This window comes from Nostoc sp. (assembly GCF_036917775.1).
Taxonomy (GTDB): domain Bacteria; phylum Cyanobacteriota; class Cyanobacteriia; order Cyanobacteriales; family Nostocaceae; genus Nostoc.
In genome coordinates this window covers 1-26,118 of record NZ_JBALEQ010000114.1, presented here as the reverse complement: position 1 = coordinate 26,118, position 26,118 = coordinate 1, and the positions used below count along the sequence as shown (strand labels likewise).

At 40.2% G+C, this 26,118-nt stretch carries 22 protein-coding genes and 2 pseudogenes; 13 read left to right on the top strand and 11 right to left on the bottom strand.

All coding sequences use genetic code 11. The annotated features are described in order from the left end of the window. Positions 1 to 23: 23 nt before the first annotated feature. The 4 genes from V7K69_RS23580 to V7K69_RS23565 form a co-directional block, all read right to left on the bottom strand. Positions 24 to 2,144, bottom strand: a complete 2,121-nt coding sequence (locus V7K69_RS23580; RefSeq protein WP_335038803.1) for a dynamin family protein — start codon at positions 2,142 to 2,144, stop codon at positions 24 to 26. A gap of 503 nt (positions 2,145 to 2,647) precedes the next feature. Beyond that, entirely contained in the window at positions 2,648 to 3,601 is a 954-nt protein-coding gene (locus tag V7K69_RS23575) for a hypothetical protein (RefSeq protein ID WP_335038801.1), read from the bottom strand. Further along, positions 3,601 to 4,452, bottom strand: coding sequence for a hypothetical protein (locus V7K69_RS23570; RefSeq protein WP_335038799.1), 852 nt, complete (start codon positions 4,450 to 4,452; stop codon positions 3,601 to 3,603). The genes V7K69_RS23575 and V7K69_RS23570 overlap by 1 nt, the downstream gene beginning before the upstream one ends. Before the next feature lie 126 nt (positions 4,453 to 4,578). Continuing rightward, the gene (locus V7K69_RS23565) at positions 4,579 to 5,037 is read right to left on the bottom strand and encodes a hypothetical protein (RefSeq protein ID WP_335038797.1); all 459 of its coding nucleotides are present in this window, start codon (positions 5,035 to 5,037) and stop codon (positions 4,579 to 4,581) included. A 424-nt stretch (positions 5,038 to 5,461) separates the two neighbouring features. On the opposite strand from V7K69_RS23565, the gene V7K69_RS23560 reads away from it, so the two are divergent. The 4 genes from V7K69_RS23560 (at position 5,462) to ftsH3 (ending at position 9,528) form a co-directional block, all read left to right on the top strand. Beyond that, a complete protein-coding gene (locus tag V7K69_RS23560; protein WP_335038796.1) occupies positions 5,462 to 6,247 on the top strand; it encodes a hypothetical protein in 786 nt (261 codons plus the stop codon). Between the two features lie 148 nt (positions 6,248 to 6,395). Continuing rightward, positions 6,396 to 6,761 (top strand): GNAT family N-acetyltransferase, encoded by a 366-nt coding sequence (locus tag V7K69_RS23555; protein ID WP_335038794.1) that lies wholly within the window; start codon positions 6,396 to 6,398, stop codon positions 6,759 to 6,761. Between the two features lie 17 nt (positions 6,762 to 6,778). Beyond that, positions 6,779 to 7,573, top strand: a complete 795-nt coding sequence (locus tag V7K69_RS23550) for an aminotransferase class IV (RefSeq protein ID WP_335038791.1) — start codon at positions 6,779 to 6,781, stop codon at positions 7,571 to 7,573. Between the two features lie 113 nt (positions 7,574 to 7,686). After that, positions 7,687 to 9,528, top strand: coding sequence for an ATP-dependent zinc metalloprotease FtsH3 (gene ftsH3 / locus V7K69_RS23545; RefSeq protein WP_190729958.1), 1,842 nt, complete (start codon positions 7,687 to 7,689; stop codon positions 9,526 to 9,528). Between the two features lie 406 nt (positions 9,529 to 9,934). Here ftsH3 and V7K69_RS23540 read toward each other — a convergent pair whose 3' ends face one another. After that, on the bottom strand, positions 9,935 to 10,153 hold the full coding sequence (locus V7K69_RS23540) for a hypothetical protein (protein ID WP_099099105.1): 219 nt from the start codon (positions 10,151 to 10,153) through the stop codon (positions 9,935 to 9,937). A 290-nt stretch (positions 10,154 to 10,443) separates the two neighbouring features. After that, on the bottom strand, positions 10,444 to 11,625 hold the full coding sequence (locus tag V7K69_RS23535) for a low temperature requirement protein A (protein WP_335038788.1): 1,182 nt from the start codon (positions 11,623 to 11,625) through the stop codon (positions 10,444 to 10,446). Positions 11,626 to 11,704: 79 nt separating this feature from the next. On the opposite strand from V7K69_RS23535, the pseudogene V7K69_RS23530 reads away from it, so the two are divergent. Next, positions 11,705 to 11,911, top strand: a pseudogene (locus tag V7K69_RS23530) (transposase); the annotation flags it as partial. Between the two features lie 186 nt (positions 11,912 to 12,097). Here the strand turns inward: V7K69_RS23530 and V7K69_RS23525 are convergent. Further along, positions 12,098 to 12,550 (bottom strand): cupin domain-containing protein, encoded by a 453-nt coding sequence (locus V7K69_RS23525; RefSeq protein ID WP_335038786.1) that lies wholly within the window; start codon positions 12,548 to 12,550, stop codon positions 12,098 to 12,100. Positions 12,551 to 12,755: 205 nt separating this feature from the next. Between V7K69_RS23525 and V7K69_RS23520 the strand changes: the two genes are divergently transcribed. The 7 genes from V7K69_RS23520 to V7K69_RS23490 all read left to right on the top strand — a co-directional run bounded on the left by V7K69_RS23520 (position 12,756) and on the right by V7K69_RS23490 (position 21,356). After that, on the top strand, positions 12,756 to 14,294 hold the full coding sequence (locus V7K69_RS23520) for an ATP-binding response regulator (RefSeq protein WP_335038783.1): 1,539 nt from the start codon (positions 12,756 to 12,758) through the stop codon (positions 14,292 to 14,294). Positions 14,295 to 14,400: 106 nt separating this feature from the next. Then, positions 14,401 to 14,775: a response regulator gene (locus V7K69_RS23515; protein ID WP_174708185.1), complete on the top strand. Its 375-nt coding sequence runs from the start codon at positions 14,401 to 14,403 to the stop codon at positions 14,773 to 14,775. A 258-nt stretch (positions 14,776 to 15,033) separates the two neighbouring features. Continuing rightward, the gene (locus tag V7K69_RS23510; protein WP_335038779.1) at positions 15,034 to 15,315 is read left to right on the top strand and encodes a Nif11-like leader peptide family natural product precursor; all 282 of its coding nucleotides are present in this window, start codon (positions 15,034 to 15,036) and stop codon (positions 15,313 to 15,315) included. 240 nt (positions 15,316 to 15,555) lie between these two features. Next, positions 15,556 to 15,837 carry a Nif11-like leader peptide family natural product precursor gene (locus V7K69_RS23505; RefSeq protein WP_335038777.1) on the top strand — a complete coding sequence of 94 codons (282 nt, stop codon included), beginning with the start codon at positions 15,556 to 15,558 and terminating at the stop codon, positions 15,835 to 15,837. Positions 15,838 to 16,315: 478 nt separating this feature from the next. Beyond that, complete coding sequence (locus tag V7K69_RS23500) at positions 16,316 to 19,618, top strand: type 2 lanthipeptide synthetase LanM family protein (RefSeq protein WP_335038775.1); 3,303 nt, start codon at positions 16,316 to 16,318, stop codon at positions 19,616 to 19,618. A 513-nt stretch (positions 19,619 to 20,131) separates the two neighbouring features. Further along, positions 20,132 to 21,076: an AraC family transcriptional regulator gene (locus V7K69_RS23495; protein ID WP_335038773.1), complete on the top strand. Its 945-nt coding sequence runs from the start codon at positions 20,132 to 20,134 to the stop codon at positions 21,074 to 21,076. A 43-nt stretch (positions 21,077 to 21,119) separates the two neighbouring features. Beyond that, a complete protein-coding gene (locus V7K69_RS23490; RefSeq protein ID WP_335038771.1) occupies positions 21,120 to 21,356 on the top strand; it encodes a hypothetical protein in 237 nt (78 codons plus the stop codon). On the opposite strand, the gene V7K69_RS23485 is transcribed toward V7K69_RS23490, so the two are convergent. From V7K69_RS23485 to V7K69_RS23475, 3 genes are all read right to left on the bottom strand, one after another. Further along, positions 21,357 to 21,524, bottom strand: a complete 168-nt coding sequence (locus V7K69_RS23485; RefSeq protein WP_335038769.1) for a hypothetical protein — start codon at positions 21,522 to 21,524, stop codon at positions 21,357 to 21,359. Between the two features lie 206 nt (positions 21,525 to 21,730). Continuing rightward, the gene (locus V7K69_RS23480) at positions 21,731 to 22,297 is read right to left on the bottom strand and encodes a transporter associated domain-containing protein (protein ID WP_335038767.1); all 567 of its coding nucleotides are present in this window, start codon (positions 22,295 to 22,297) and stop codon (positions 21,731 to 21,733) included. A gap of 249 nt (positions 22,298 to 22,546) precedes the next feature. Further along, on the bottom strand, positions 22,547 to 25,168 hold the full coding sequence (locus V7K69_RS23475) for a CHAT domain-containing tetratricopeptide repeat protein (RefSeq protein WP_335038765.1): 2,622 nt from the start codon (positions 25,166 to 25,168) through the stop codon (positions 22,547 to 22,549). 277 nt (positions 25,169 to 25,445) lie between these two features. Between V7K69_RS23475 and V7K69_RS23470 the strand changes: the two are divergent. Next, a pseudogene (locus V7K69_RS23470) lies at positions 25,446 to 25,583 on the top strand (ISAzo13-like element ISMae28 family transposase); the annotation flags it as partial. Positions 25,584 to 25,724: 141 nt separating this feature from the next. On the opposite strand, the gene V7K69_RS23465 reads toward V7K69_RS23470, so the two are convergent. After that, a partial coding sequence (locus V7K69_RS23465) for a DUF4114 domain-containing protein (RefSeq protein WP_335038763.1) occupies positions 25,725 to 26,118 on the bottom strand: 394 nt, incomplete at its 5' end.

Below are 26,118 nucleotides of genomic sequence, written 5' to 3'. Positions count from 1 at the left end.
AATTAAATTGAAAGAAATGTAAATTAGGGCAAAAGCATCCGTGAAATTTCTTTTCTCAAGGTATAAGCTTGAGAAATAATTTGTGACCACTGGTTTTCTGATTGTTCATTCTTACCATTGAAGGCAATTTGATATGCAGCTTGCCAAGCAATTTTTTCCTCTTGGATCTCTTCAGCCAATTGGTTGTAGAGTTGTCGGAGACGATTTGCTAAACGTTTAAAGTACTCATCAATAGATCGGTCAATACTATGTTCTAACTCTTGATTAAGTAACTTTCGCTCTTCCTGCAATTTTTCCTTGATAACTTGCTCACCTATAATCCATATTGTTGTACTCACAGCTATTCCAATTGGCCCACCAAAAACTGAGCTACAGATTGTGGCCGCACTGCCTCCAAGTCGTGTAAAAATTCGGTATTTTTCGATTTCAGTTAGAGAGAATTGTTGTAAATTTAAATCAATTTTAACTGCTTCTGAAGTATTAATTTCTTCTGAACTTATATTAGTTGAAAACAGTTTCGATACTTCATACTGTAGCCACTCAAAATCTAGAGCCAAAGCTTTTAAAACATCGCTTTCTAATTGTCGACTCAACCTAATTAGCTCACGTCGTAACCGAAATGGTAAATCTTGCTCCCACCAAGTTTTAGGGTCTTGGGTTCTTTTGAGTTCCAGTGAAAGATTTTCTAATAACTCTGCTTTAGCTTCCATAACTTTTTGCTGTAGTACTTTGGTACGCTGTAAGCGTTTTTGATCCAAATTCAGCCGAATTCTTTCCCAGTCAATTTGGGCGTTTTTTATTTCCTCATTTACCTTGATTAAAGCGGTTTCTTTCTCATTTGCATCCATAACAGCAGTAGAGATTGCTAATTCCCCAACTTTGATGAGATTTGAAAGATAATCTGTTATTTGACCTGCAATTTTACGGCTACGCCATGTCCGGCGATCGCCTTTTGCTACCATTGACTCAATCTCAGCTTTTACTGCTGCAAATACTTCAGTTTCGGAATTACTATCACTAACGGGATAGAGCGGCAAAACAGCAATTTTTGAGGAAATTTTTGCTATTCGCTTACAAATGCTATTAAATACTTCTAATCTTTCCTCTTCAGGAATAGTGTCAAGTTTGGAAACTGCAACCAGAATGTTGGGAATATGGCGACCTATTACTTCCTGTTCTAAAAAGGTTGCTTCTGTCATACTGAAAGGTAATGTAGCACTAACAACAAAAACAGAGGCATCACACTGACTCAATACATCAAGTGCAAGAGCCGCACGACGACCATTTAATTCTCCTACTCCAGGTGTATCAATCAATTCAACATCAAGTGCTTGTAACCAGGGGTGAGTTAATGTTAAACGTACTTGGCCAATCACCTCTTGCTCACTACCATCTGGATCGATAGCTGTTAGGTCTCTCCAGGATAGTGCTTCTATTGGACGAGTCTCCCATCCATTTTTGGAAGCTTGAACTTCCATACGGTCTTCTAAACCTGCAACAATTGAGGTCAAGGTTGCAGTAGTTGGGAGATCACCAACAGGTAGAATATCTGCATTTAATAATCGGTTGACTAAAGAACTTTTGCCACGACTAAACTCACCTACAAATGCTAGACGGAAACCTGGCAATTCCCATCGGGAGTTTAGTGCTTTTAACTCAGTAGTAATGTCTTCACAACCAGAAGAGTTTGATAATACCAAACATTCATCAAGCCAGAGACGAATCCACTCAGTCAGGTCATGATAAGCTTCGGAAGGTGGAGGTGATAGTATTTGAGTTTCGACAGTATTGATATCTACTACAGATTTAGCAATACTATCATCCGTATTTTCTATTTTCAACCAATGATCGCTGACAGCCTCAACTACACCTGAAACGACAATCTGAATTGTCTCCACAACCGCAGTATTAATATCTTCTGAAGCATCATTTTTAAAAGATTCATTCAATGAATCAGCTAGAAAATTTGACTGGTTTTCAGACATTGACGGCTGGCTATATTTCTGAAATGAATCTGCATCATTTTCTAGACCATCGCTGTTTAATTGTGTCCAATTCATATTTGTTTCAGTCTCATTTTGAGATGATTCAGCTTCAAAATCAAACCAATTATCAAAAGAATTGGAAAAATGATTATTAATCATACAAAATTCCCTTAGAGATATGTACTTCTTGCTAAAGTCCTTTGACTTTACGGCGATAGCTTTTAATCAAGTAAATTTACCTGAGCTAATTCTTTTAACTCAGTTGTGGATGTATGCAATACATTCATCGTCTGATTGACCAATATTTAATTATCCACAAGCATCAAAGATAATTACGGATGCGTCCACAAAAAATTTTGGCAAATTTTGGGAGTTTTCTCAAAAGACTTATTTGTACATAATTTCAATCTATCTAAATAGATTGACTTTAAATTATCTTGATGATAGAGTTAGCATTGTTATAAATATAAATAATTTTGTAATCAAAAATATATAAATAAACTATACTAAGACCTCTAATAAGAATACTGTCATCCTTTTCTTTACAAGGCATAAAAAGTAAAGTTGCCAGCAGAGTCTTTAGCTTAGGAACTTAACGCAAGGATGAAGGGTGTTCTCAGCACGTTATGAGGTTGCTAAGAAAGAGGAGTTTTGCATTATGCTTAATCTACGTTCGATAGTAACCGACGTAAGATCAGTTTTCCAGCTCTTGGTCTTATAAAATTTAAAATGTAATCTGAAATTTTTGGGGCGGTAAGTGACAATAATGATAAGAATAATACATTAGCATCCCTAAAGCTATGAATAGCACCAACAAAGATAGGGATAATACAAATCAGCATCCATACCAACCAATTTATAAATTTAGAGTTGATAGAAGTACGTCTTTGAAGCTGATTTATAAGTACATAGCGAGTAGTAGCAAATAGTATAGTGAAGCCTATGAAAGCAAATATTGATAGTATCCCACTTACTGGATGTAAATTGTAGACTACAAACCCAGCAGGAAACAGCAAAGCTATTTCCCAAACTAAAAGATTTAGCTTAGTCCGAAAGCAACTTAGTATTTGTTCAGTCAGCCAATAATGAGCAGAAATAATTGTGGAACAGTTGGGATTTTGCATAAAATCCAACTTGATTTTGTGGAATATATCACCATGAAGAAGGACAGTGCTTTGCAAAATAATATCTTTCTCTTTATAAGCATTTGAAGCTGATTCAGGCTGCTCATAGTAAGAATTAAAGGTGAGTCCAGACTGTAAACTTGCTTTCCCCCATGCAGTTTTACTCAGAAAAGATTTTATAATATTGACTATAACAGTAACGTAAAAAAAATTACTAACTTCTTTTTCGGTAACTTCTTTTTTATTTCCGAAAACAACATTATTGCCGAAACAGGCGTAATACCAAAGAGGAATTATCACTTTTGGCGGAATGTATAGAGAAACACCAGTTTTTTGTGCTTGCTGAATCTGTTCTACAACTGTCTCATTTAGGTAAAAACTACACTGCGATCGCTCAACCTTAAGTTCAAAGCGATCGCCTTGAGGAACTTGTAGAAATAGAGAGAGTGCAACATCAGCTTGGTTGTCTGTTTTTGTTATGTTGGCGTTCATTATCGAGATAAATTTGCGATACCCTGTACCAAACTAATCAAAAAACTAAATGTTCCACGCCACTGCTTTTCTCCAGAAATAACTCCTTGATTATGTGTATTAATGATGAGATTTTTAGCGTCTTCAGATAAAGTAAACAGTTCTTTATGGTAACGAGTAATAATATCTCCATCTAACTGCATAACAGTTTGAGCAAAAATAATATCAGTTTTGGTACTTTTCACGTTACCACCATCAAGTGCAGCTTTAAGTTCATACATTTTACGTAAGGTGCGAACAAATTTATCATTATTTAAAAGTCTTTGAATCTCTTTAAAAGTTTCAATCCAATCTTCTTGATTGTTTCCATCTTTGTCATCAAGAACGGGAGTTGGAGCAGGTAGTATTGGTTGAGCTAGCTTAACATTCTCCTGATCGGCTTCGACTAGGTTTGGTTGACGCTTCTTCGCATATTCAAGCCTCTGGCGATATCGTTTTATTCGCTCATCCTGTGGATTATAAAAATCTGAACCTTCTTCAAGAAGAAGGTAAAAATATTCTCTTTCAATTTGGTTAAATAGACTTCTATAACGCTTATGCAGTTCTTGAGCTTGAGAACCTTCTTCTGGAATACCTTTTGCCTTAAAGTAGTCAGGATCGTGTATAGAATAAATTTCTTGATATGCCTCCCAAGCATTAAATTTTGAAGCATTAATTCTATCTACAACCATCGTATTTACTTCTAAGGCTGTGATGTCAGAAACTAATGTCTGTACAGAAGATACTAAATTGTTTAATAAGCCTCTAGCTTGGTTTTGGATATCTTGAGGTTGAGCAACATTTCGGTCTTTAGTTTGAATATTATTAGCCATCGTTTCACCCTCTCATAGTTCTGGCTGTAGCATTATATTAATAGCTAGATACAAGTAAATAGACCTAACGATTTGGCTAGGTTTCGGTAGCTACTTTAGCTTAAATGGGTAATCAATAAAGAGTGCTTAAAGTTCTGATTTTTTGCGATTTTTTACGATTTCCATAAAAAATCCATACAACTTTTCCACACTTTCTATATTCTTGTGAATTATCTCCCTACCATCTCTAATTTGAGTCAAATGAAATTCGCGGATTTCTTTATAGGGGCCACTATCAGTAAATTGACTACCAATCTCATTTTGGATGTCACCACTAACAAGATTAATTCGTGTATATATTCGATTACCTGGTTTGGCTGTTTCTATGTGATTTTCTTGCTGAACGGATGACTCTGCTACCCAAGTAGTAATTTTTAAATCAATAGCTTCAACTATTACTGTTTTTATGGCATCAATAATTTCATCAACATCCAGTCCTTTTTTATCGGCATTCAGATTAGTAACTATTGTTTTAAAATCACTATTTTTTGCCTGAATGGATAGACTATTATTTTCCAAGTTGTTCGTAACTACAGTATCTAGCATAAGATTAAGGACACAATCGGTCTAATTGCGAACAAAATTTTATTCTAATTGATGTTCTAAATATTACTACTGTTACTTAACAAAACTCAGTAATATCAAAGGAATTTAAGAATTTAAGAATTTGTTGCTTAAGAGAAGTAAAGCTAGAATTTGTAGCAGCTAATTTCATCTCAAAAAAGAAAATAATTTATTTAGATTTTACAAATAAGAAAGCATCAATTATGAACTACGTATTTCATTGCAAGTATAATTTAATACTTAAAACAACTTGCGGTTCTACCTGTTTTCAGTTTCTCTTGAGGTAAAGATAGACTAGGATAGTAGCTGCTTAATGGATACTCTTCTGTGACTATATAGCTGAGTAATTTTATAAGAAGTATATTATATATAATGAGTTGCTTCTGCCTGATAAGACAAGAAAAATATGTTGTTGCAGCGTAAAACTATAGCTACACCTTTTATAATTTGTGTGTCTATTTTAGGAATTGGCTTGATTCAATTCCCTAAATTGCAAACATTTATAAATAGTAAAAAATCTGCCTCTTTAGAGACTCTGAAAAAAGAAATAAAATCAGAACATCTCCGTTTGAATTTTCTCAAAAAAATGCCTACTTTTGGTTATGATAATTTAATTGCAGATTTAGTATATCTCAATTTCTTACAGTACTTCGGAGATGATGAAGTTCGGGATAAAACAGGTTACAGTTTAAGTCCAGAATATTTTGAAGTAATTTTAGAACGTGATCCACGATTTTTAGCAGCGTATCGGAGTCTTTCTATCAGTACTTCATTGTATGCTGCTATGCCAGAACGCACGATCGCACTATCAGAGAAAGGGTTAAAATCACTATCTCCCTTTGTTCCTGAAAAGTCTTATTACGTATGGCGTTACAAAGGAATTGATGAATTATTATTTTTAGGGAACGCTAAAGCTGCCCAAAAATCTTTTACAACGGCGGCAAATTGGGCTAGTAATTTCTCAGATGTAGAAAGTCAAACTATAGGCCAGACTTCCAGAAAAACTGCGGAGTTTTTAAGTCGTAATCCTAATAGTAAATATGCTCAAATTGCAACCTGGGCAATTATTTTAAATAATCAAGTTGATGATAGAACTCGGAAACGGGCAATTAGGGAAATTGAAGCTTTGGGAGGAAAAGTATTTACAACTTCAGAAGGTAATAATAAAATTCTCTTTCCACCAAAGGATTAATTTGTTATGCCTAAATTTTTACTGCAAACAACAGAAAATTTTGCGAAATTGCTATTGTCTCGATATATTTTAAAAGTAAACTCAACAAATAATGATATCAATACAATTGGCGGAATCTGACTTAAAAATATTAGGGTGTTTTCCTGTTATGTGCCAGCTACGCCCTCACCTTGAGCAGACTAAGTTTGTAGAACAAGTTCGATATCAAATGAAAGAAGGATATCAACTTGCATTCTTGGAGGTAGAAAAGCAAGCTGTAGCGATCGCTGGATTTCGTATTTCTACTTGTTTAGCATTGGGAAAGTTTTTATATATTGATGATTTAGTTGTTGATGAGTTAAAACGGTCACACACTTACGGTCAACAGTTATTTCAGTGGCTAATTGAATATGCCAGGAATCATGAGTGTAAACACCTGAGTCTTGATTCTGGTGTTCAGCGATTTGCAGCTCATAGGTTTTATCTTATGCAGCGTATGAGTATTACAAGTCATCACTTTTCAATGGAGTTGTAGCGAGAAACAATCTGGTTGTGAAAAATGATATTTTTTGGTACAACGGCAAATTAATTCACTCCCAAACCTTAGAGTTAGACATTAACGATCCAGGTTTACTTTATGGGGCTACCGTTTTTACAACGTTGCGGGTTTATGAGAACTCGTTAGATAGTAATTTAACTAATTGGCAAGCACACTGCGATCGCTTACTTTTCTCAATCCAAACTTTTGGTTGGCAGCAACCAGACTGGAACCGTCTACTTCAAGGCGCTCAAATTCTCCTTGCACACTTCCCCGTTCTCAGAATTACCCTTTTTCCTGATGGACGGGAATGGATAACTGGTAGATTATTACCACAAAATTTGACAGAAAAACAAAATAATGGTGTAGTGTGCGCCGTCGCCAGCTCGGAATTTTATCGTTCTCTCCCCTCTCATAAAACTGGAAACTATTTGAGTGCTTGGTTGGCAAAAACTAGCTCAGATGCTCAAGAAGCAATATTAGTCGATTCTCAAGGAAATTGGCTAGAAACCAGTACAGGCAACCTTTGGGGATGGTGCGATCGCACTTGGTATACGCCACCTTTGACAGCAGGGATTTTGCCGGGAATTGGGCGATCGCAACTTGTAAACTGGTTGCAAAAGCACCAACAGCCAGTGCGAGAAGAAACTTGGAGTGCCGAGTTAGTCCAGAGATTTGAAGCGATCGCCTACACTAATAGTGTGGTGGAAATTATTCCCATTCATACCGTTCATCTGCCTTCAGGGTCGCTACAATGTAATCCCTACCATCATAGTTTTCAGCTAATAAGGGAGCTTTTTTTAGCATGACAACCACGCCAAATTTGTTATATCTTAAGATAAGTTAACATAAATCTTAATAATCACCTTTCCGAGCAGAGAAGCTAGGCGATTGCGCGAAAAATACCGGAGGATAGACCTTAGTGAATAAAAGATGGAGAAATGCAGGGCTGTACGCGCTGCTGTTTATTGTCGTCATTGCGCTGGGAACAGCATTTTTTGACAAACAACCCCAAAGCAGAGAGACATGGCGATACAGTCGCTTTATTCAAGAAGTTCAGCAAGGCAGAGTCGAAAAAGTCAGTTTGAGTGCAGACCGCTCTACAGCACTGGTTACACCCAAATATGATCCGGCTAAACGGATTGTTACCTTAGTCAACGATCCAGACTTGATTAATACTCTGACTTCTAAAGGCGTTGATATTTCTGTATTGCCCCAAACCGACGAAGGATTTTGGTTTAAGGCACTGAGCAGCTTATTTTTCCCTGTATTGCTTTTGGTTGGCTTATTCTTCTTACTACGTCGCGCTCAAAGTGGCCCAGGTAGCCAAGCAATGAACTTTGGCAAATCCAAAGCCAGAGTGCAAATGGAACCACAAACTCAGGTGACATTTGGCGATGTTGCTGGTATTGACCAAGCCAAGTTGGAATTAAACGAAGTTGTAGACTTTCTGAAAAACGCCGATCGCTTTACCGCCGTTGGTGCAAAAATTCCTAAAGGTGTGCTGTTAGTTGGCCCTCCTGGTACAGGTAAAACCCTCCTCGCGCGTGCCGTAGCTGGTGAAGCTGGTGTACCTTTCTTCTCCATCTCCGGTTCAGAATTTGTGGAAATGTTCGTCGGTGTGGGTGCATCCCGCGTCCGCGATTTATTTGAACAAGCTAAGACCAATGCTCCTTGTATCGTCTTCATCGATGAAATTGACGCAGTAGGTCGTCAACGGGGTGCGGGTTTAGGTGGTGGTAACGATGAGCGGGAACAAACCCTCAACCAGTTACTCACCGAAATGGACGGCTTTGAAGGTAATACTGGCATCATCATTATTGCTGCTACCAACCGTCCCGATGTCCTAGATGCAGCCCTATTGCGTCCTGGTCGCTTTGACCGTCAAGTTGTGGTAGATCGTCCCGACTACGCCGGACGCAGCGAAATTCTCAAGGTTCATGCCCGTGGCAAAACCTTGGCGAAAGATGTGGATTTGGATAAAATCGCCCGTCGTACCCCTGGATTTACTGGTGCTGATTTATCCAACCTGTTGAATGAAGCCGCAATTCTGGCAGCACGCCGGAATTTGACTGAGATTTCAATGGATGAAATCAACGACGCAATCGATCGCGTATTAGCTGGGCCAGAGAAGAAAGACCGGGTAATGAGCGAAAAGCGCAAAACCTTGGTGGCATATCACGAAGCTGGTCACGCTTTAGTTGGTGCTTTGATGCCTGACTATGACCCAGTACAAAAAATTAGCATCATCCCTCGCGGTCGTGCAGGTGGTTTAACTTGGTTTACCCCCAGCGAAGACCGGATGGACACTGGTTTATACAGCCGCGCTTATCTGGAAAATCAGATGGCTGTGGCTTTAGGTGGTCGGATTGCTGAAGAATTAATCTTTGGTGAAGAAGAAGTTACCACTGGTGCTTCTAATGACTTACAACAGGTAGCACGGGTTGCTCGTCAAATGATTACCAGATTTGGGATGAGCGATCGCTTAGGCCCAGTCGCCCTTGGTCGTCAGCAAGGTAATATGTTCCTCGGACGAGATATCATGTCAGAGCGTGATTTCTCTGAAGAAACTGCCGCCGCCATCGATGAAGAAGTCCGCAAACTTGTGGATGTAGCCTATACACGCGCTAAAGAAGTGTTAGTGGGCAACCGCCACATTTTAGATCAAATCGCCCAAATGTTGGTTGATAAAGAAACGGTAGATGCTGAAGAGTTGCAAGAAATTCTATCGAATAACGATGTAACAACTGCTGCTTTTGCCTAATTTAATTAGTAGTTGGGAGTTAAGAACAATTCCTAACTCCTAAGTGTTAATAAAAGCCCGGTCTTCATGACCGGGCTTTTAATATGGGGTTATATACCCCGAAGGTTTCGTTATAGAGTTTCAGTATAAATCGCTTGTCTGATAGAGACTACCACCTAAACATAATCAATTCCGGAAAATTAGAAAATTTTTTTAGATACACCCAAATCAAAAAAGCTATAACTCTCATCTCAAAAGAAAAAAGATCCAATCTAGCAACAATTTGAGAAGTCTGGATGGTGAAAAATTCCCGAACCCATCATAAGTACAATCCACGAGCTTGCTAGCCCGATGACGATACCCTAACTTTCCGAATCTTGACAGTACTAGCGTTAAGAGTGACTTGATACTCGACCAGCCGCCGATCTTAAACTCTGGATGTCGGTTTCAAAAATAGCCACGCCACAAAGAATGTAGCCGCAGTGAATAGTTGTGTCAAGTCTAAAGCTGATAGATAGCCATCTGCAAATGAAGCAATACTGCGATCGGTAATGCCAAATACCCAGGATGACAGTCCAAATAGCCAAATCCCGTTCTTGAGATTTCCGACGAATTGCTTAGAGTCTGATGGTTTCTGGTCTTTCATAAGCTTCTGTCTCGTTGTTGAGAAATTTGATGATTAATCCGAAATACCTGTCACTAAGAATTTTTTCTGACTCCTGTTGTTGAATTTACACTGCCTATTCATAATATTAATAAATATTTCGCCTGCTTGACTTAAATACCCAAAAGTACATCATCTTATGATGACATTCCTCCTTTGGTTCTGCTACCTCTGATAGACGACTATGAATTGAGTAGGGGCGCACAGTAAGCTGTGCGCCCCTACAAATTGACAAATAATTTTGGATAATTTATTTTTTGGAAGTCCCTAAACTAAATTTCCGGGTCAACCAAGCGGGTAGTGGGACGACTCTGATACAAATCTTGAACGACTTGGACAGCAGAAACCACAGCTACAAGGGCAATGACTGCAACAGGTAACAAACCTTTGCCAAAGATAGCGATCGCTAGCAGCACAACTGCACCCCCAAGTCGGTACTGAGAACGAATTTTGCAATAACGGATCACTCCAAATCGGTGAAGAATACTGACAGCCAGAGAGCATAATGCTACTGAACCACAGATTAGCCATCGCTGAGAATCTGGTAATGCTAAAGTTGCCTTACTCAACAAAATTTGTTCTACACCAACTCCAGCAGCAGTAATCCCAATCACTAATGGTAAATGGGTGTATAACCAGAGATTGACAACACTGACCTTTCCTTCTTTCCGCGCCGTCTCAATAGGTTTACCACCCAAATTATCAAAATAAACCCACCACCAGCTAAAGGCGATAATCAGACCAAACACGCTAGAAATCACAGTTAAAATATCCCATTTCTGCTCAGAAACACCATTGACCACTGCAATGATTGCTTCACCCAAGACAATAATGGTAAATAGCCCGAAACGTTCCGGTAAGTGGGAGGCGTGGGGAAGTAACCCCATTTGAAACTTGTATCCTGTTAAAGGTGTAGCAAAGTCAATAATGATTCCTAACGTCCAAAATCCGAACCGCCAAGGAATGGGTACAAATGCTGATATCAACCAAAGCAAGGCTGCGATCGCAAAACCAATAGCGTAGCGAGTAGTCAAAGGACGTGCGGAGGGGATATGTCTCCCAGCACGGACATACTCTATTACAAGCACAGCCCGGCCCAGAGCATAAGAAATGGCAAAACCAGGAGAACTCTCACCCAAACCGTGGTGGATATTAATAGCCATTGCTGCTGCTGTGAGCATTTGTATACCAATCAGTAGTCGATGTCCTACATCATCGCTATCAAAACGGTTGGCGTAGAATGTGGTACCAATCCATGACCACCAAACTGGTATAAATAGAACTATAAACCCAAATAATCCTGATAGAGAGATATCCTCGTTGAGATTGTGGGCGAGTTGAGAAACTGCAACTACAAAAACCAAATCATAAAAAAGTTCTAGCCAAGTGGCGCGTCGTTCTTCTTCTGTGTCTTCACCAATACGTAATCTTGGCGGTTGGAGAAAATTTGCCATAGTGCTAATTGCTAATTGTTTTTTACCATTAGCCGTCATCTATTAGCGAGCGTTTAGACGCTTTTGTTTTTTGCATCTGATGACTCTTCAGAACACAGATTGTATACCAGAACAGTTCAAATTTGAACAAGTAAAATCATGTCCAGTCATAGTGAATTTCCAGGGTAAGCCTGTAACATCAGATGCAGGTTTAATATTAATTGCGGAAGTAGACCAGAAAAGAGGAATCACATCACGACTAGCACAGTGTTTCAAAGATTACAGAGAAAAGAACAGAATTAGGCATTAGAAAATGTTCGCTATCTTGACCTTAAGGCTTGGTCATCTCAAGTTTTTGGTCAGTCCACGCTCTCAAAAAGAAAAACTGTGTTGTCGATTGAGGTCGACAACACAATAATTGCATGAAGTTTTTTTAGCAATTTTCCTACAAAGTCAACACCCTAGCTGTACGCCCTACATCCAAATGAAAGATTCACGCCAGAAATTGCAATCCATATTTGTTCAAAAGAGGCTGTATTTTTTCCATGTTTGGCGATGGACTATCTGCGACTTGACCCATTTCTTCATAAAAGTTTTTCGCGCCTTGAGGTGCAATTAAAACCAGAAATTTAGCAGTAGCAGAACGAATCTTGAAGGCGTGTGGTGCATTATGAGGAATGTTAACAAAAAAGCCGGCTGATGCCAAAATTGTTTCTGTACCAACTTGGAGGTCTAATTCCCCTTCGAGAATATAAAATGCTTCTTCCCAGGGGTGAGTGTGCAGTGGTGGCCCATTTTCTTGTGTATCTGTAATTTCATAAATTTTCCAAGCTTGATTTGTCTCTTCACCAGTTGCTTTGGTTGTAAATTGTCCACCCATAATTGAGAATTGATTACCTTCTCCTGGTGCAAGAATAATTGGTTTACGCATGGTTGAAGTTTGCATATAAGTTACTCCGTACTGTGCAATTTGGTAGGTGTTATCTACAAATTTGATTTGATGTTTTTAAGATTAGAAATTAATCGGGGAGAACTAGGGTAGATAAATGGGTAATTGGAATTTTTTTTGTAAACGATTATTAAGACCTAGGACTAAGGTTACAATTTCTAGAAATCATTAGTAGCCTATTCTGGCTAAAGTCGATATTGCCATGCCTAAAGAGCCGCTTAACTTTCCTAAAGCAGACATACTGGTGATTGATGACACGCCAGAAAACCTGAATCTCTTATCTGCCATGTTGACGGAACAGGGATATAAAGTTCGGAGTGTAACTAAGGGTTCTACGGGTTTACGAGGGGCAAATGCAGTTCCCCCCGACCTGATTTTGTTGGATGTGAATATGCCTGAGATGAATGGTTATGAAGTCTGCGAACATTTGAAAGCAAGCGATCGCACTCGTGAAATCCCGGTAATTTTTATCAGCGCTTTGGGTGATGTGCTAGATAAGGTAAAAGCCTTTGCAGTTGGGGGAGTGGACTATATTACTAAGCCTTTTCAACTAGAAGAGGTTTTAGCTCGAATTGAAAATCACTTAACGATTTGGAAACTGCAACAACAACTCCAAGCCCAAAATGAGCGGTTGCAGCAGGAAATTCATGATCGCGCCAAAGCAGAAGAGAAGTTTGCTAAAGTTTTTCGCTCTAGTCCCAATCCGATTGCGATCGCCACAGTCTCGGATGCTCGTTTTATTGATGTCAATCCCAGTTTCTTGAAAATGAGTGGCTACTCTCTAGACGAAGTGATTGGCAATACTGCTACTGAACTTAATTTGGGTAAAAACACAGTCGCGATCGCTCAAACAATTCAACTTATACCAGAAACGGGGTCACTGTACAATCTAGAATTTGAATTTTCAACTAAGTGTGCAGAACTCAAAACCATACTAATATCCCTCGAATTGATTGACTTAGCTGGAGTACCGTGTGCTTTATTAATTGCCAATGACATCACCGAACGCAAACGTCTAGAAAACGAATTTATCTCTTTAGTCAGTCATGAATTGCGTACACCTTTAACTTCCACAATGGGAGCATTAGATTTATTGGGTTCAGAACAACTGGGAACTCTAAATGAACAAGGCCAAAAAGTTCTGAGCATTGCCACCACTAATACTGAACGCCTAATTCGTTTAGTGAACGATATTCTCGATTTAGAGAGGATGAAATCGGGCAAAATCTTCACGCGGAAGATGAAGTACAACGCCGCAGACTTGCTAACTACTGCCACAGAAGCGATGCAAGCAATGGCAGATCAATTACAAGTCAAATTGATCATAAATCCTGTAGAAGTTGAACTTTGGGCAGATCCCGATCGCCTGCTGCAAACCCTGACTAACTTACTGAGCAACGCTATTAAGTTTTCTGAACCAGGAGACACGGTGCATATAAGTGCCACTCTCTCAGAATCCCAAAGCATTGAGCCTCAAGAAAATGAGCCTTTATTACCCAAATACCTTTTGATTACTATCCAAGATCAAGGGCGAGGAATTCCTGAAGATAAATTACAAATAATCTTCGAGCGCTTTCAGCAGGTGGATGCCTCCGACTCCCGCAACAAAGGAGGAACAGGTTTAGGACTGGCTATTTGCCGAGATATCATCCAGCAACATGACGGTAAAATCTGGGTTCAAAGCACTTTAGGTGAAGGTAGCACGTTTTATGTGCTGCTACCTTTACCAGGTTTGCAGTAAACTGCTTCTAACAGCTTAATTCCTCCCTACTTTTCCTCGATCTGGCTTTAGAATAGCTCAAGAGCGATCAAGCAAATCAGCACATATATTTTGCAAGAGTGCCATTATGAACAGAAATATCTTGATTGTTGATGATGAAGAAGATGTGCGGGCGATCGCCAAGTTGGGATTAGAAATGGCTGCTGGCTGGAATGTATTGACAGCAAGTTCTGGTCAGGAAGCTTTGAAGGTAGCTGCTACCCATAAACCAGATGTCATCCTCCTAGATATGATGATGCCTGATATGGATGGGCGTGCAACTCTGCAACAACTGAAAGCTAACCCCGCCACTAAGAAAATTCCAGTAATTTTATTAACAGCTAAACTCCAGCAATCAGATCGAGAGAGTTTTGCTGATTTAGATGTCGCTGCTATTTTTGCCAAGCCTTTCCGTCCATTGAAACTAGCAGAGCAAATTAGTGAAGTATTGGTTGCCCTTTAGTTTTAGATAGGACTTATGCAAAAACCCTCTCAAACTCTCATTCCTCAGTGACCTCTGCGTCCTCTGTGGTTCGTTTTCCGTACCAAGATTCATATATCTAATCAGCAACGCCAAAAAATTTTTCTGCTATTGCAACTATCTCCCCGACTTCTCCCCGATTCTTCTCTAAATTCAAATCAGAAGAGCAGAGAACACCGCACAAAACAAGTGTAGAATCTCTGCGGTTTAGATAAGTCAACAAAAACGGAGGATAGACGGATGTTACACCAAATTAAAGAATTACTTCAAAACGCGCAGTTACAACAACAAGTAAAATCAGCAGCTAATCAAGCAGAAGCGATGAAAGTGTTAGCGATCGCTAGTGCAGAGAAAGGTTACAACTTCACAGTCGAAGCTATCTCTCAAATGCTATCAGAGTTGACCTTTGTAGATTCCAATGAACTGAGTGAAGAAGAATTACTCAGTGTTAGTGGTGGGATGATGGCTGATAGTGCGCCTAAACTATGTCATACAGAAGGCTGTGGTGGCGGACACTGCTAAAAAAGATATGTAGCTTCTCTTTCTCTCTAGCATTGTAGCCTCCAAGGTCAGGTTGTTTTTCTAAAACAGCTTTTTATATCCAACCTTCCCAATATTTTAATTTGGATAATTTCCATACTTGGTAACGAGGCTCAAAGCAGAAAGAGATGCTGCATAACAGTTCCCTCTTTACTTTTTTAATCAAGGAAAAGAGGGAATTCAATTAACAATTACTATTACCAACTCTGAGGAAATACAATTATGTTGTCACAAATTCAAAGCTTACTCCAAAATAGCCAACTACGCGATAATATACAAGCAGCAGTTACCCAAACAGAAGCCATCAAACTCTTGCTAATTGCCAGTGCAGAAAAAGGTTATACTTTCACAGCCGAAAGCGTAGCTCAAATGCTATCAGAACTGACCTTTGTGGACTCAAACGAACTGAGCGAAGAAGAATTACTCAGTGTTAGTGGCGGTGCAATGGCTGATAGTGCGCCCAAACTATGTCACACAGCTGGCTGTGGTGGCGGACACTGCTAAATTCGTAATTTTTGGTGAAATATAGGACTCCGACTAGATTTTTTAAAACATACTGAAACTGAAAAGACAGTTTTATCTTAAATTTGTTCAAAAATCATAATATATGAGTCCTATAATCCAATACGGTTCATTTAAGGCTAAAAACTAAAACTGGCGTAGGTTGGGTTGAGGAACGAAACCCAACATTTCCGGGGCTTTGTTGGGTTGCGCTTTGCTTAACCCAACCTACAATTTTTCTTAACTGAACCGTATTGTCCTATAATCCACCAAATATTCAAGTTTTTGGTCTTTATTTGTTGGGAACTTTTACGCCAATTAATTCAATTAAGAATTACAAGTTGTTTTAATTATTCCTACCTAATTAGTATTTAATTTAAAACTTATTATCAGACGAACGCTATTGGCATTAATACAAACTATTAAAACGTAGCCCAGAATTGATATTTACCTTTGAACTTCCACTATGAGAAATCCAGCTATGGTTCAACAAGTTGTTCGCTTATCCCCACAGAAAACATCAGACGATTTAAGAGCGATCGCAGCCAATGCTAGCTTTATTTGGGAACGCCTTGATGAAAGCAGATTTGCAGTCGATCGAGTCAATGAACAAGAAATTAACCGTCGTAGACATCGCTGGTGCGAAGTTGCAGCAGAAGGTAAATGGGATACGTTGCACAAACGCTTACAGTGGGAAGGGCTAGACCTCGATACCGTTAGTTCCAGATTGGGAACCATCGAATTACTTGCCGATCAACCTTTGCCTGAGTGGGCAAAAACCTTGCAGCAAATCATCCAAACCTCTACAGGATTCAATTCTGCAACTGAAGTATTTCTACCAATAGATTCACAAAATCCGATCACCTTTGAAGATATCCTTTTGCCTGCTATCTTAGTAGCCAGACAGCAATTACTGACTCGCTGCAACAGTCAATTCACCCAAGCTTGTCTTCCCTTCTCGGTTCTTTCCCACGACGCTTACAGTTCTCTAGAACGTGGTCTACTGAAACGATTAGCAGGAATTTGCACAAAGACATTAGATTTTGAATTTTCTCAGGTGCGTCCCTTTGGTCAAAGCTTGCTCGGCTTACTAGGGCTGGAAGCACAAAACAATAACACTTACTACACCAAGTTCGTCAATCAACTCCTAGAAGATGGAATGCTGACCTTCTTCCAAAAGTATCCCGTTCTCGGTCGGTTAGTGGCAACAGCAGTCAATTTTTGGGTTGAGTTCACTGCTGAATTTCTCGAACGTTTAGTTACAGATAGCACAGATATTCAACGAACTTTTAATCAAGCGATCGCTCCATTTTCTCAAAATAAAGTTGCTGAAATTCAAACATCCATTTCCGATGCACACAAACGCGGACGAACGGTGATTTTGCTCACCTTTGAGTCTGGACTTAAACTTGTTTATAAACCCAAAGATTTAGGATTAGAGGTTGTCTTTAACCAATTTTTGGATTGGTGCAATCAACACAACGATCTTTTAGATTTTAAAGTCATTCAAGTGCTAGAGCGCAACGGTTATGGTTGGGTGGAATATGTTGAACAGTTGCCTTGTGTGGATGAAGCTGCTGCGAAACGATTTTATCAGCGTTCTGGGATGTTGTTGTGTGTGCTTTACGCTTTGCGCGGAACAGATTGCCATTACGAAAACTTAATTGCCAATGGCGAACATTTGGTGCTGATTGACATGGAAACGCTGCTGCACCATGAACCGAATCTCATTGAAGACTCACCACTTACTCAAGATTTAGAAACAACCGCCACACGACAATTTTGGGATTCCGTACTCCGCACGGGACTTTTACCGCGTTGGGACTTTAGTGGCGATCGCAGTGTGGCTTATGATATTAGCGGATTAGGCAGCACAGATCCTCGACTATCTCCCCGCAAAGTACCGCGCTGGCAGAACATTAATACAGATAATATGCACCTATTGTCTGAGCCTGTAAGCTTGCCGATGGGGAAAAATGTGCCGTTATTGGGTGAAACTCCTCTGTCTCCAAACGATTATCAACAACAAATCACCACTGGGTTTGAGCAGATGTATCGCTTTTTGATGGCGCACAAAGATTTCTTAATTTCACACCAAAGTTTGCTATCTGCTATGCAAAATCAGCAGGTGCGTTTTATCTTCCGCAACACCCGCATCTATGGCATCATCCTCCAAAAAGCTTTAGCACCCGATTACCTCAAACACGGTGCAGATTACAGTATTCAACTGGATGTTCTCAGTCGTGCTTTTCTAGTTGCTCAAAATAACCCGAATGCCTTTCCTGTTTTGAGCGCGGAACTACGAGCGATGGAACAATTGGATATTCCTTTCTTCACGGCTAGCGCTGTGGTTGATGAACTGAGTTTAAACGGTTCTTCTGCCATTCCCAACTATTTCAAACAATCCAGTTATCAAGATTTGCTCAACCAGTTACAATCTCTAGATGAAACCGACCTAGCTCGACAAGTAGCAATTATTCAAGGCTCCTTCGATGCCAAGATTGCAACTACTTTCAGCCGCCAAGGCGGGCAATGGCAAGGTGAATCGTTACCGTTGCTAAATTCAGAACAATTGATTGCCGAAGCCAAAGAAATCGCCACTCAACTGGAAACCAGAGCCATTTCTGACCCTGATGGCAGCGTTAACTGGATTGGCTTAGACTTTGTGCCTCGCGCCGAACGATATCAACTGCAAGTATTGAATAATTGTCTCTCTGACGGACGCTCTGGAGCTGCTTTGTTTTTAGCGGCACTAAGTCAAGTAACTGGTGATTCCCGTTACCGTGATTTAGCATTGAGGACAGTGCAATCTCTGCGTCGCCAAATCCACACCATTGAGCCAGAAACTTGGGAACGCATGGCTCGTTTCATGGGCGTTGGGGGTGCAACAGGTTTAGGATCGCTGATCTATAGCCTGGTGAAAATTAGTCAATTCCTCAACGATGCAACGCTGTTGCCAGACGCTCAAATATTAGCCGATTTGATGACACCAGAACTAATTGCTGCCGACGAACACTTGGATATTATGAGCGGAGCAGCCGGGGCAATTTTGGGGTTATTGTCGCTGCATCAAGCCACAGGAGAAGCAACCGTTTTAGAAAATGCGATCGCCTGTGGACAACATTTAATCAACCGTCAAGTTAGCCACAACGGTGCGCCCAAAGCTTGGCATACTTATTGGGATAAGCCTTTGACTGGTTTCTCTCATGGAGCCGCAGGCATTTCTTACGCCTTACTCAGACTCTACGCCGCCACCTCAGAGGGCAAGTACTTAGAAGCAGGTTTAGCAGGAATTGAGTATGAGCGTAGCGTCTTTTGCGAATCTACTGCCAACTGGCCAGACTTCCGCAGAATGGGACAATCAGGACAACCTGACTTTGCAAATAAGTGGTGTCATGGTGCAGCCGGCATTGGTTTAGGACGCTTAGGCAGTTTGAGAATCGTGGAAACGCCAGAAATTCAACAAGAAATTGAAATTGCTCTCCAAACTACTCAAAATTTTGGCTTACAAGCGATCGATCACTTGTGCTGTGGCAACTTTGGTAGGGCGGAAGTGCTGTTAGTCGGTGCAAAAATCTGTTCCCGTCCTGATTGGCATCAAATTGCTCACCAGAATGTCACAAATGTTGTAGCTAGAGCCAAGCGAACTGGAGCTTATCAACTGTTCCCCAACTTACCCAATTCTGTATTTAATCCTGGCTTTTTACCCGGTATATCTGGAATTGGTTATCAATTGCTGCGTCTGGCTAACAATGACTTGCCATCAATATTGTTGTGGGATTGAGCTTGTTGTTCGTACTCAAAAACAGCTTTTGGCTACACCCTATTAGTTTACGCTAATAGGGTCATAACTAGCCCTTTCAAGGTGTTGACTGCTGATAAAACCCAGATTCCGCAGGTGCGCTCTATAAATGCGGTATTTTTGAGAATGACCTAAATGCTTGCTGCATTTTAGAAGTATGACAGCATCACCATTAGATATCACTTTTTCCTTTACCCTTTACCCCGCCAAGTTCACTTGGCGAACTACTAGGCAGTTACAATAGCCGCATTTTTGCTCTGTCATCACCTCGATTTTGTAATCAAAGCGATTTAGATATGCTTGTTGTGCCCTGTTTCTTTGCCTTCTTCTTTCATTGCCTTTTTAGTATGAGTTCATCATAGGCTTAAGCAGAGGGGTTATAAATACATAAACCTCGCAAATTATTGCCTGATCCTCTCAAACAGAACAATGGTGCCCAAAAGAATCCTCTATAATTAGCTGCAACACAATGATCACAGCGATCAAGAAACTGCTATGGCAATTGAGCCCTTGAAACGCGAGACGGCGATTCATGCTTGTCAAGAACTGGTGGAACTAGTAACTCACCATACGGATGACTTGGGGAACGGTATCCATTCAACCACGATCGCTCAGTTGGAATTTATGCGGGAATCTGCTGCTCCTACAGCACTGTGCGCTGTGTATGAACCGACTCTGTGCCTTATTCTTCAGGGCAAAAAAGAAACTTTGCTGGGCAAGGAAACCTATCAGTATGGTGCGGCTCAATATATTGTTGTCACAGTAGATTTGCCGCTCAGTGGATATATTGTAGAAGCAACACTAGACAAGCCTTATCTAGCATTTAAGTTGAGCTTGGATGCGACTCAGCTTTGGAATATTATTGACCAAATTCAACACAGCCCAGATAAAAAAGAAACTTCGGTTAGAGGCTTGTTCGTTAGTGATGCTAATGCACCGTTGATTGATTGTGCCACCAGACTAACACGGCTGCTGGATACGCCCCAGGATATTCCATTACTGGCACCGATGATTATTCGCGAAATCTATTATCGCCTTTTAATTGGCGAACAAGACGAAGCGGTTCGGCAGATTGCGACATCAGGTAGCAATATGCAGCGCGTTGCAGAGGTGATTAAACGTATCAAAACTAATTTGACAAAATCGTTGCGCGTTGATGATTTGGTCCAACAAGCGAGTATGTCTCCTGCATCATTCCATCGCCATTTCAAAGCAGTCACCTCAATGAGTCCATTGCAATATCAAAAACAGTTGAGATTATTGGAAGCACGTCGTCTGATGCTGGCTGAAAATGCTGATGCAACCAAGGCGGCTTATCAGGTTGGCTATGAGAGTCCTTCACAGTTCAGTCGTGAATATTCCCGCTTATTTGGTGCCCCACCCATGAAGGATATTGAACGTTTACGATCACTTGAAAAAATTGCAGTTCGCAATAAATAGCACATATTACACTTTTAGGCTAATACATCTAATACTGACACAGGTGTTTGAAATTACGTTTCAACAGCAATTTTTTACCGTCGTCTTTGATGGTCAAAGGAAGGCAAATTGCTTTTCACCAATTACGTGGGGTTTCCCTTGCGTCGGCACAGGCAACTTACAACCGAACACTAAAGACAAACCTGTGTTTCGATTGGAGGAGTTACTTGAGTTCCGGTTTCATGGCGATGGCCCCCAATTCGGATTATCCAGGGCATTTTTAAGCTATGTAGCCCAATAACTAAGGCTCTATTCCTTCATCAATCCAAGTATCAATTGCTGTTTTTATGTTTATTTCAGTCATATCAGACCATTCTTTTTCGTTGATAGTTGTTTTAAATACCGCTCTTTTACCGTGACCAACTTTTTCCATTGAGTGTCCGCGATACACATTTTTAGGCTTAATCATTTTTCTTATTCATCTTTATAGAATATTATAAACTATAGCTCAACAACATAAAACGTTGACTTGGCTAATCTCCCACAAATCCTTGCAAAAGAGATTGACAAAAACTATGATTCGTGGAGCGAAGTTAAACTAATTTGCATTTAGCAATGATGGATATTTTTGTTTTTACTGTAGACTTCAGGAGTAAAGACAAAGATATTGATGCCTCACTGGTCTTTTTTAGCGTGCATTGGCACAACCAACACTTTATCTATTCGGTTTCCATCCATACTAACTACTTCAAAGCGTAGTCCCGCCCACTCAAAATGTTCAGCTACCAAGGGAATATGCCCTAACTGGTTGACGACAAATCCCCCTAAAGTTTGATAGTTTACCTCTGCCCCTGGTAACAATTTTCTGATATCTAAAATCTCTTTCAACTCATCAATTGGCAACAGTCCATCTAACAACCAAGACCCATCTTCACGTTGCACCACATCCGGATCTGCTAGTTCTTCACTGGTTGGAATATCACCTACTATCGCTTCCACAATATCAGTGATTGTCACCAAGCCTTGTGTCACACCATATTCATCTACGATTAAAGCTAGGTGAGTCCCAGATTTCTTAAATAACTCTAAGAGGTTCAAAGCCTTCATGCTTTCTGGCACATATAAAAGTGACTTTAGTAAAGCTTGCAATTCAATGGCTTGGGTTGGATTTTGAGCTAAAAATTCTTTGGTTTGCACAATACCTAATAAGTTATCAATGCTCTGTTGACCGCAGTAAGCCAAGTCAATGGACTGTTCATAACTATCTATTCTAGCCTTTGCTGCTAATTACTACTGCGATTATTTTGTCAACACTAATTGCTACCTATTTGCCGACCAATGGTCGGCAAATACTCTTTGGATATACAAAGGGATTGGGGACTGGGGATTAGGAACTGGGGACTGGCAAAAGTTATAACTTATTCATCTACCTCAGAACTCCGTTCATTTACCTCAAAATACCTCGTGCCCAATGCCCATACCCAATCCCCTTTATTTCCACTCACCTTGTAGAGTAAAAGCTGCCCAATAATAAGGTGCGGCATATTTTTGAGTGCGCCATATTTCTATTTGGGCTGTCCGCAATGCTGCTGCTGGCTTTAATTTTTCTTGCAGCATCTTTTTGTAAAATACCTTCATGAGTTCAGATGTTGCTTGATCGTCTACACTCCACAGGCTAACAACTACTCGCGGACTACCTGCATACATAAAACCTCTGGTTAATCCTACTAATCCTTCTCCCTTAACTTCCTCTCCCAGTCCAGTTTTACAAGCACTGAGTACCACTAGTTCTGCTTGCAGGTTGAGGTTGAAGATGTCGTGTAAGCGCAAAAAGCCATTTTGCGGCCTTCCCTGGTTGTCAAATAGCGACAACACGACTCCTGATAATTCTGGATGCTTGCTGTTGAGAATGCCATGAGTAGCGAAATGGATGATGCGATATTGACTCAAATTTTCGCTGCTAGCAGTGGTACGACTAGCGGTAAAATCAAAGGCTTGTTTGCGATCGCTAACAGGTACAAGAGAAAGAATTTGCTCGGCTTCTTGACGTGTAAACCGCAAACGCTGAAAGTTAACATCTGAGTCTTGAGCCGATCTAGTTAAGGCTTGGCTATCTAAGTTGCTTTCTAACACAGATGAGGGAGATACTTTGACTTTACCTTCAAGACGCTCATCATCACTACTAAAAATGGGATCTGCTAACACAACTAATGTCTTAGGGGCAGAAGATTTACGTTCTTTGTGTTCACGCCGGAGAATGGCTACTGTCGATGCTGAAGGTAGAGTAATGATTTCGTGGTTGAGCAGTAATGGTTCATAGCTATTACTTCCAGGTGTAGCTAGGGCAGCAAATGGTACATATTCCAAAGCGCCATCGCTGGCGATCGCTAGCCGTTTCTTTCCCAATTCCTGGGCTACTGGTGCAAGTATAATCTGAGATAGAGCATCTATAGATGGGCTATTTCTAAGATAAGGAGTAGTGATTTCTTGGCGAAACTTTTGGACAGTAGCTTCAATGTCTGCACGCTTGGGTAGCTCATAACTGGTAATACTCTTATGGGTAACTGCCCAAAGATAACTGCGCTTTTCCCCAAGAGAATATTCTAGAAGTAGGGTATTGTCATCAAGTACCTGCTGCTGAATCTGGGTGAGTGAGAGAGGCTGGGGTTGAGTTAGTGCTGCATAACGCGGACTGGTAGCACGGATTTGTGCTTGGACTTGTTGATATTGTTCTAGAACAGCTTCTATTTCTTTTTCTAAAGCTTGCACCTCTGCTTCAGTGTGGTTAACATTTAATAGCTGTATTCGGCGTTTTTCTAAAGTATCCAGTTGTTGCTGCAAGTTGTGTTCTTGAGAAAGTAACTTTGGCTCCACACCTTGGCGAATATCAGCATTAGCTTCAGTAAGTAGTTCCAAAAGACTGCGGGCGCGGGCGCGTTCGCTGGTTTGCAGTGCCAGAGCATCATATCCTTGGGATGGATGCTGTTTGTGTAACTGCATCAGCAAATCGATGTAAAACTCATAATAATCTTGTACAGTGGCAAAATAGGAAGTGCGGAGTTCTTGAGAGTCAATTTTAGTACGAAGGTCTTCAATAATTTTGATGACTCTCTTCATCTGAGTTAAGGAAGCCTTAAAATCGCCTCTGTCGCGTTGGACAGAAGCTATGTTATACAAAGTCCGAGCTTCCCCTGCCTTGCTCCCCATCTGTATGTATAAAGGCAGACATTGATTGTAATAATCTAGCGCCTTTTGGTGTTCTCCTAAATTCGAGTAAACTTTACCAATATTGTTCAGAGCAGTTGGGATACCTCTTTTGTCTGTCGCCTGTTGGTGTAGTGATAGGGATTGACTAAAGTATGAAAGTGCCTTTTGATTTTCTCCTAAATTTAAGTAGACTATGCCAATATTGTTTAGGGCAGTTGGGATACCTCTTTTGTCTCCCGCCTGTTGGTGTAGGGATAGGGATTGACTAAAGTATGAAAGTGCCTTTTGATTTTCTCCTAAATTTAAGTAGACTTTGCCTACATTATTGAGGGTAGTCGCTATCCCTGACTTGTTTTTGATCAGTCGGTGTAGAGACAGAGATTGGTTGTAGTATGAGAGTGCCTTTTGATTTTCTCCCAGGAAATAGTAGATAGAGCCAATATTATTGAGGGAAACACCTTCCGACTTTTTGTCTCCCACCTGCCGATATAAGGATAAAGCTTGGTTGTAGTATGAGAGTGCCTTTTGCTTTTCGCCTAACTCTGAGTAGATTTTAGCTATGTAAGAGAGGGTGTCAGCTTCTAAGGAGCGTAGTTTTTGCCCATCGGGGGTATTACCTTGACGATATAGTTGAAGTGCTTGTTCAAATTTTGCGATCGCCTTTACCAGAGATTCTGCTGTTCCTTGCTGATATAATTGCTTCCCTTCTTGATATGCAGTTTCCGCAGCAGCACGAGTTCCATCATTTGCTTGTGTCATCTGTGCAATATTTACTGAATACTGCCTAGCGACTGCAACATTTGATTCTGAAAACAACAAAATACTGGTAAAAAGAATAATAGTGCGACCTCTTCGCAAGGGTAGAAATTGCTGTTGTGTAGAGTCATATATTTTAAATTGAGTCATAATTTGCGATTTCTATAGCTTCTGAGATTTAGGATTCCCAAAATAAAACGAAGAGGTAACTTGAGTTCATCTAGTCTTGTGGCGATCGCAGTAATTGGTGAGTTAAACTGCGTCTGTTTAGGGAAAGTAGCATCACATTATACTCAAGTCACCCTTAAAATTTTATGCCAGTAGCCATTCACGCTATAGAGAAACCACTATTCAGGGTTTTTCCAGAAAATAAAATATACAATTAATAAAAATGATAATCATTGTCAGGGGAGAGGAAGAGGTGTCTATAGAATTAACAGATTCACTGAAGAAATTGTTGAAAGAAACCGCACAGCAATTAAAAGGAGCAGCGAAGCGTAAATTTATAGCACAAACAGTCATGGCATTAGGACACGGAGGGCAGTCTAAAGCAAAGAAATCCCTAACAATCTGATACTACGATTCTCCAGTTCAATTGATAAAAATAGTGTTTTGGCTATCTCAAAAATTGTATCTCTCCTCTACCCCCCATCCCCTCTAACCCTCTGCCTTTTCTTGCCCTCACAAAATCACATTGCTTCCGATGTCAGATGAAATTGACTCGCACAATTATATCGTTGAAATCTTGATCGCCACCATTTGGTAAATCCTCAAAGCCAAAGGTATTATTACCTAATAAGCGGATATGATCCACTTGCTTATCACTAGTCGGATTAGCACCCAAAAATGAGAAATAAACAGGATTTACTTGGCTTATATATGTATTGGGATCGCCATTAGCAATAATAAATGGTGCAAAAATACTATCAGAACTGAATTGTCCATTGGATGTGATTGTTACTTGGTTTGTTCCTGTTAATCCGACAACTCTACTATTAATTGCTGCTGGGAGCATCCACTTTTGGCAGAAACACTCAAATAGCAAGTAAACCATTAAGATAAGCACAACGAATAGAGAGGATGTGATTAACACTATCAAC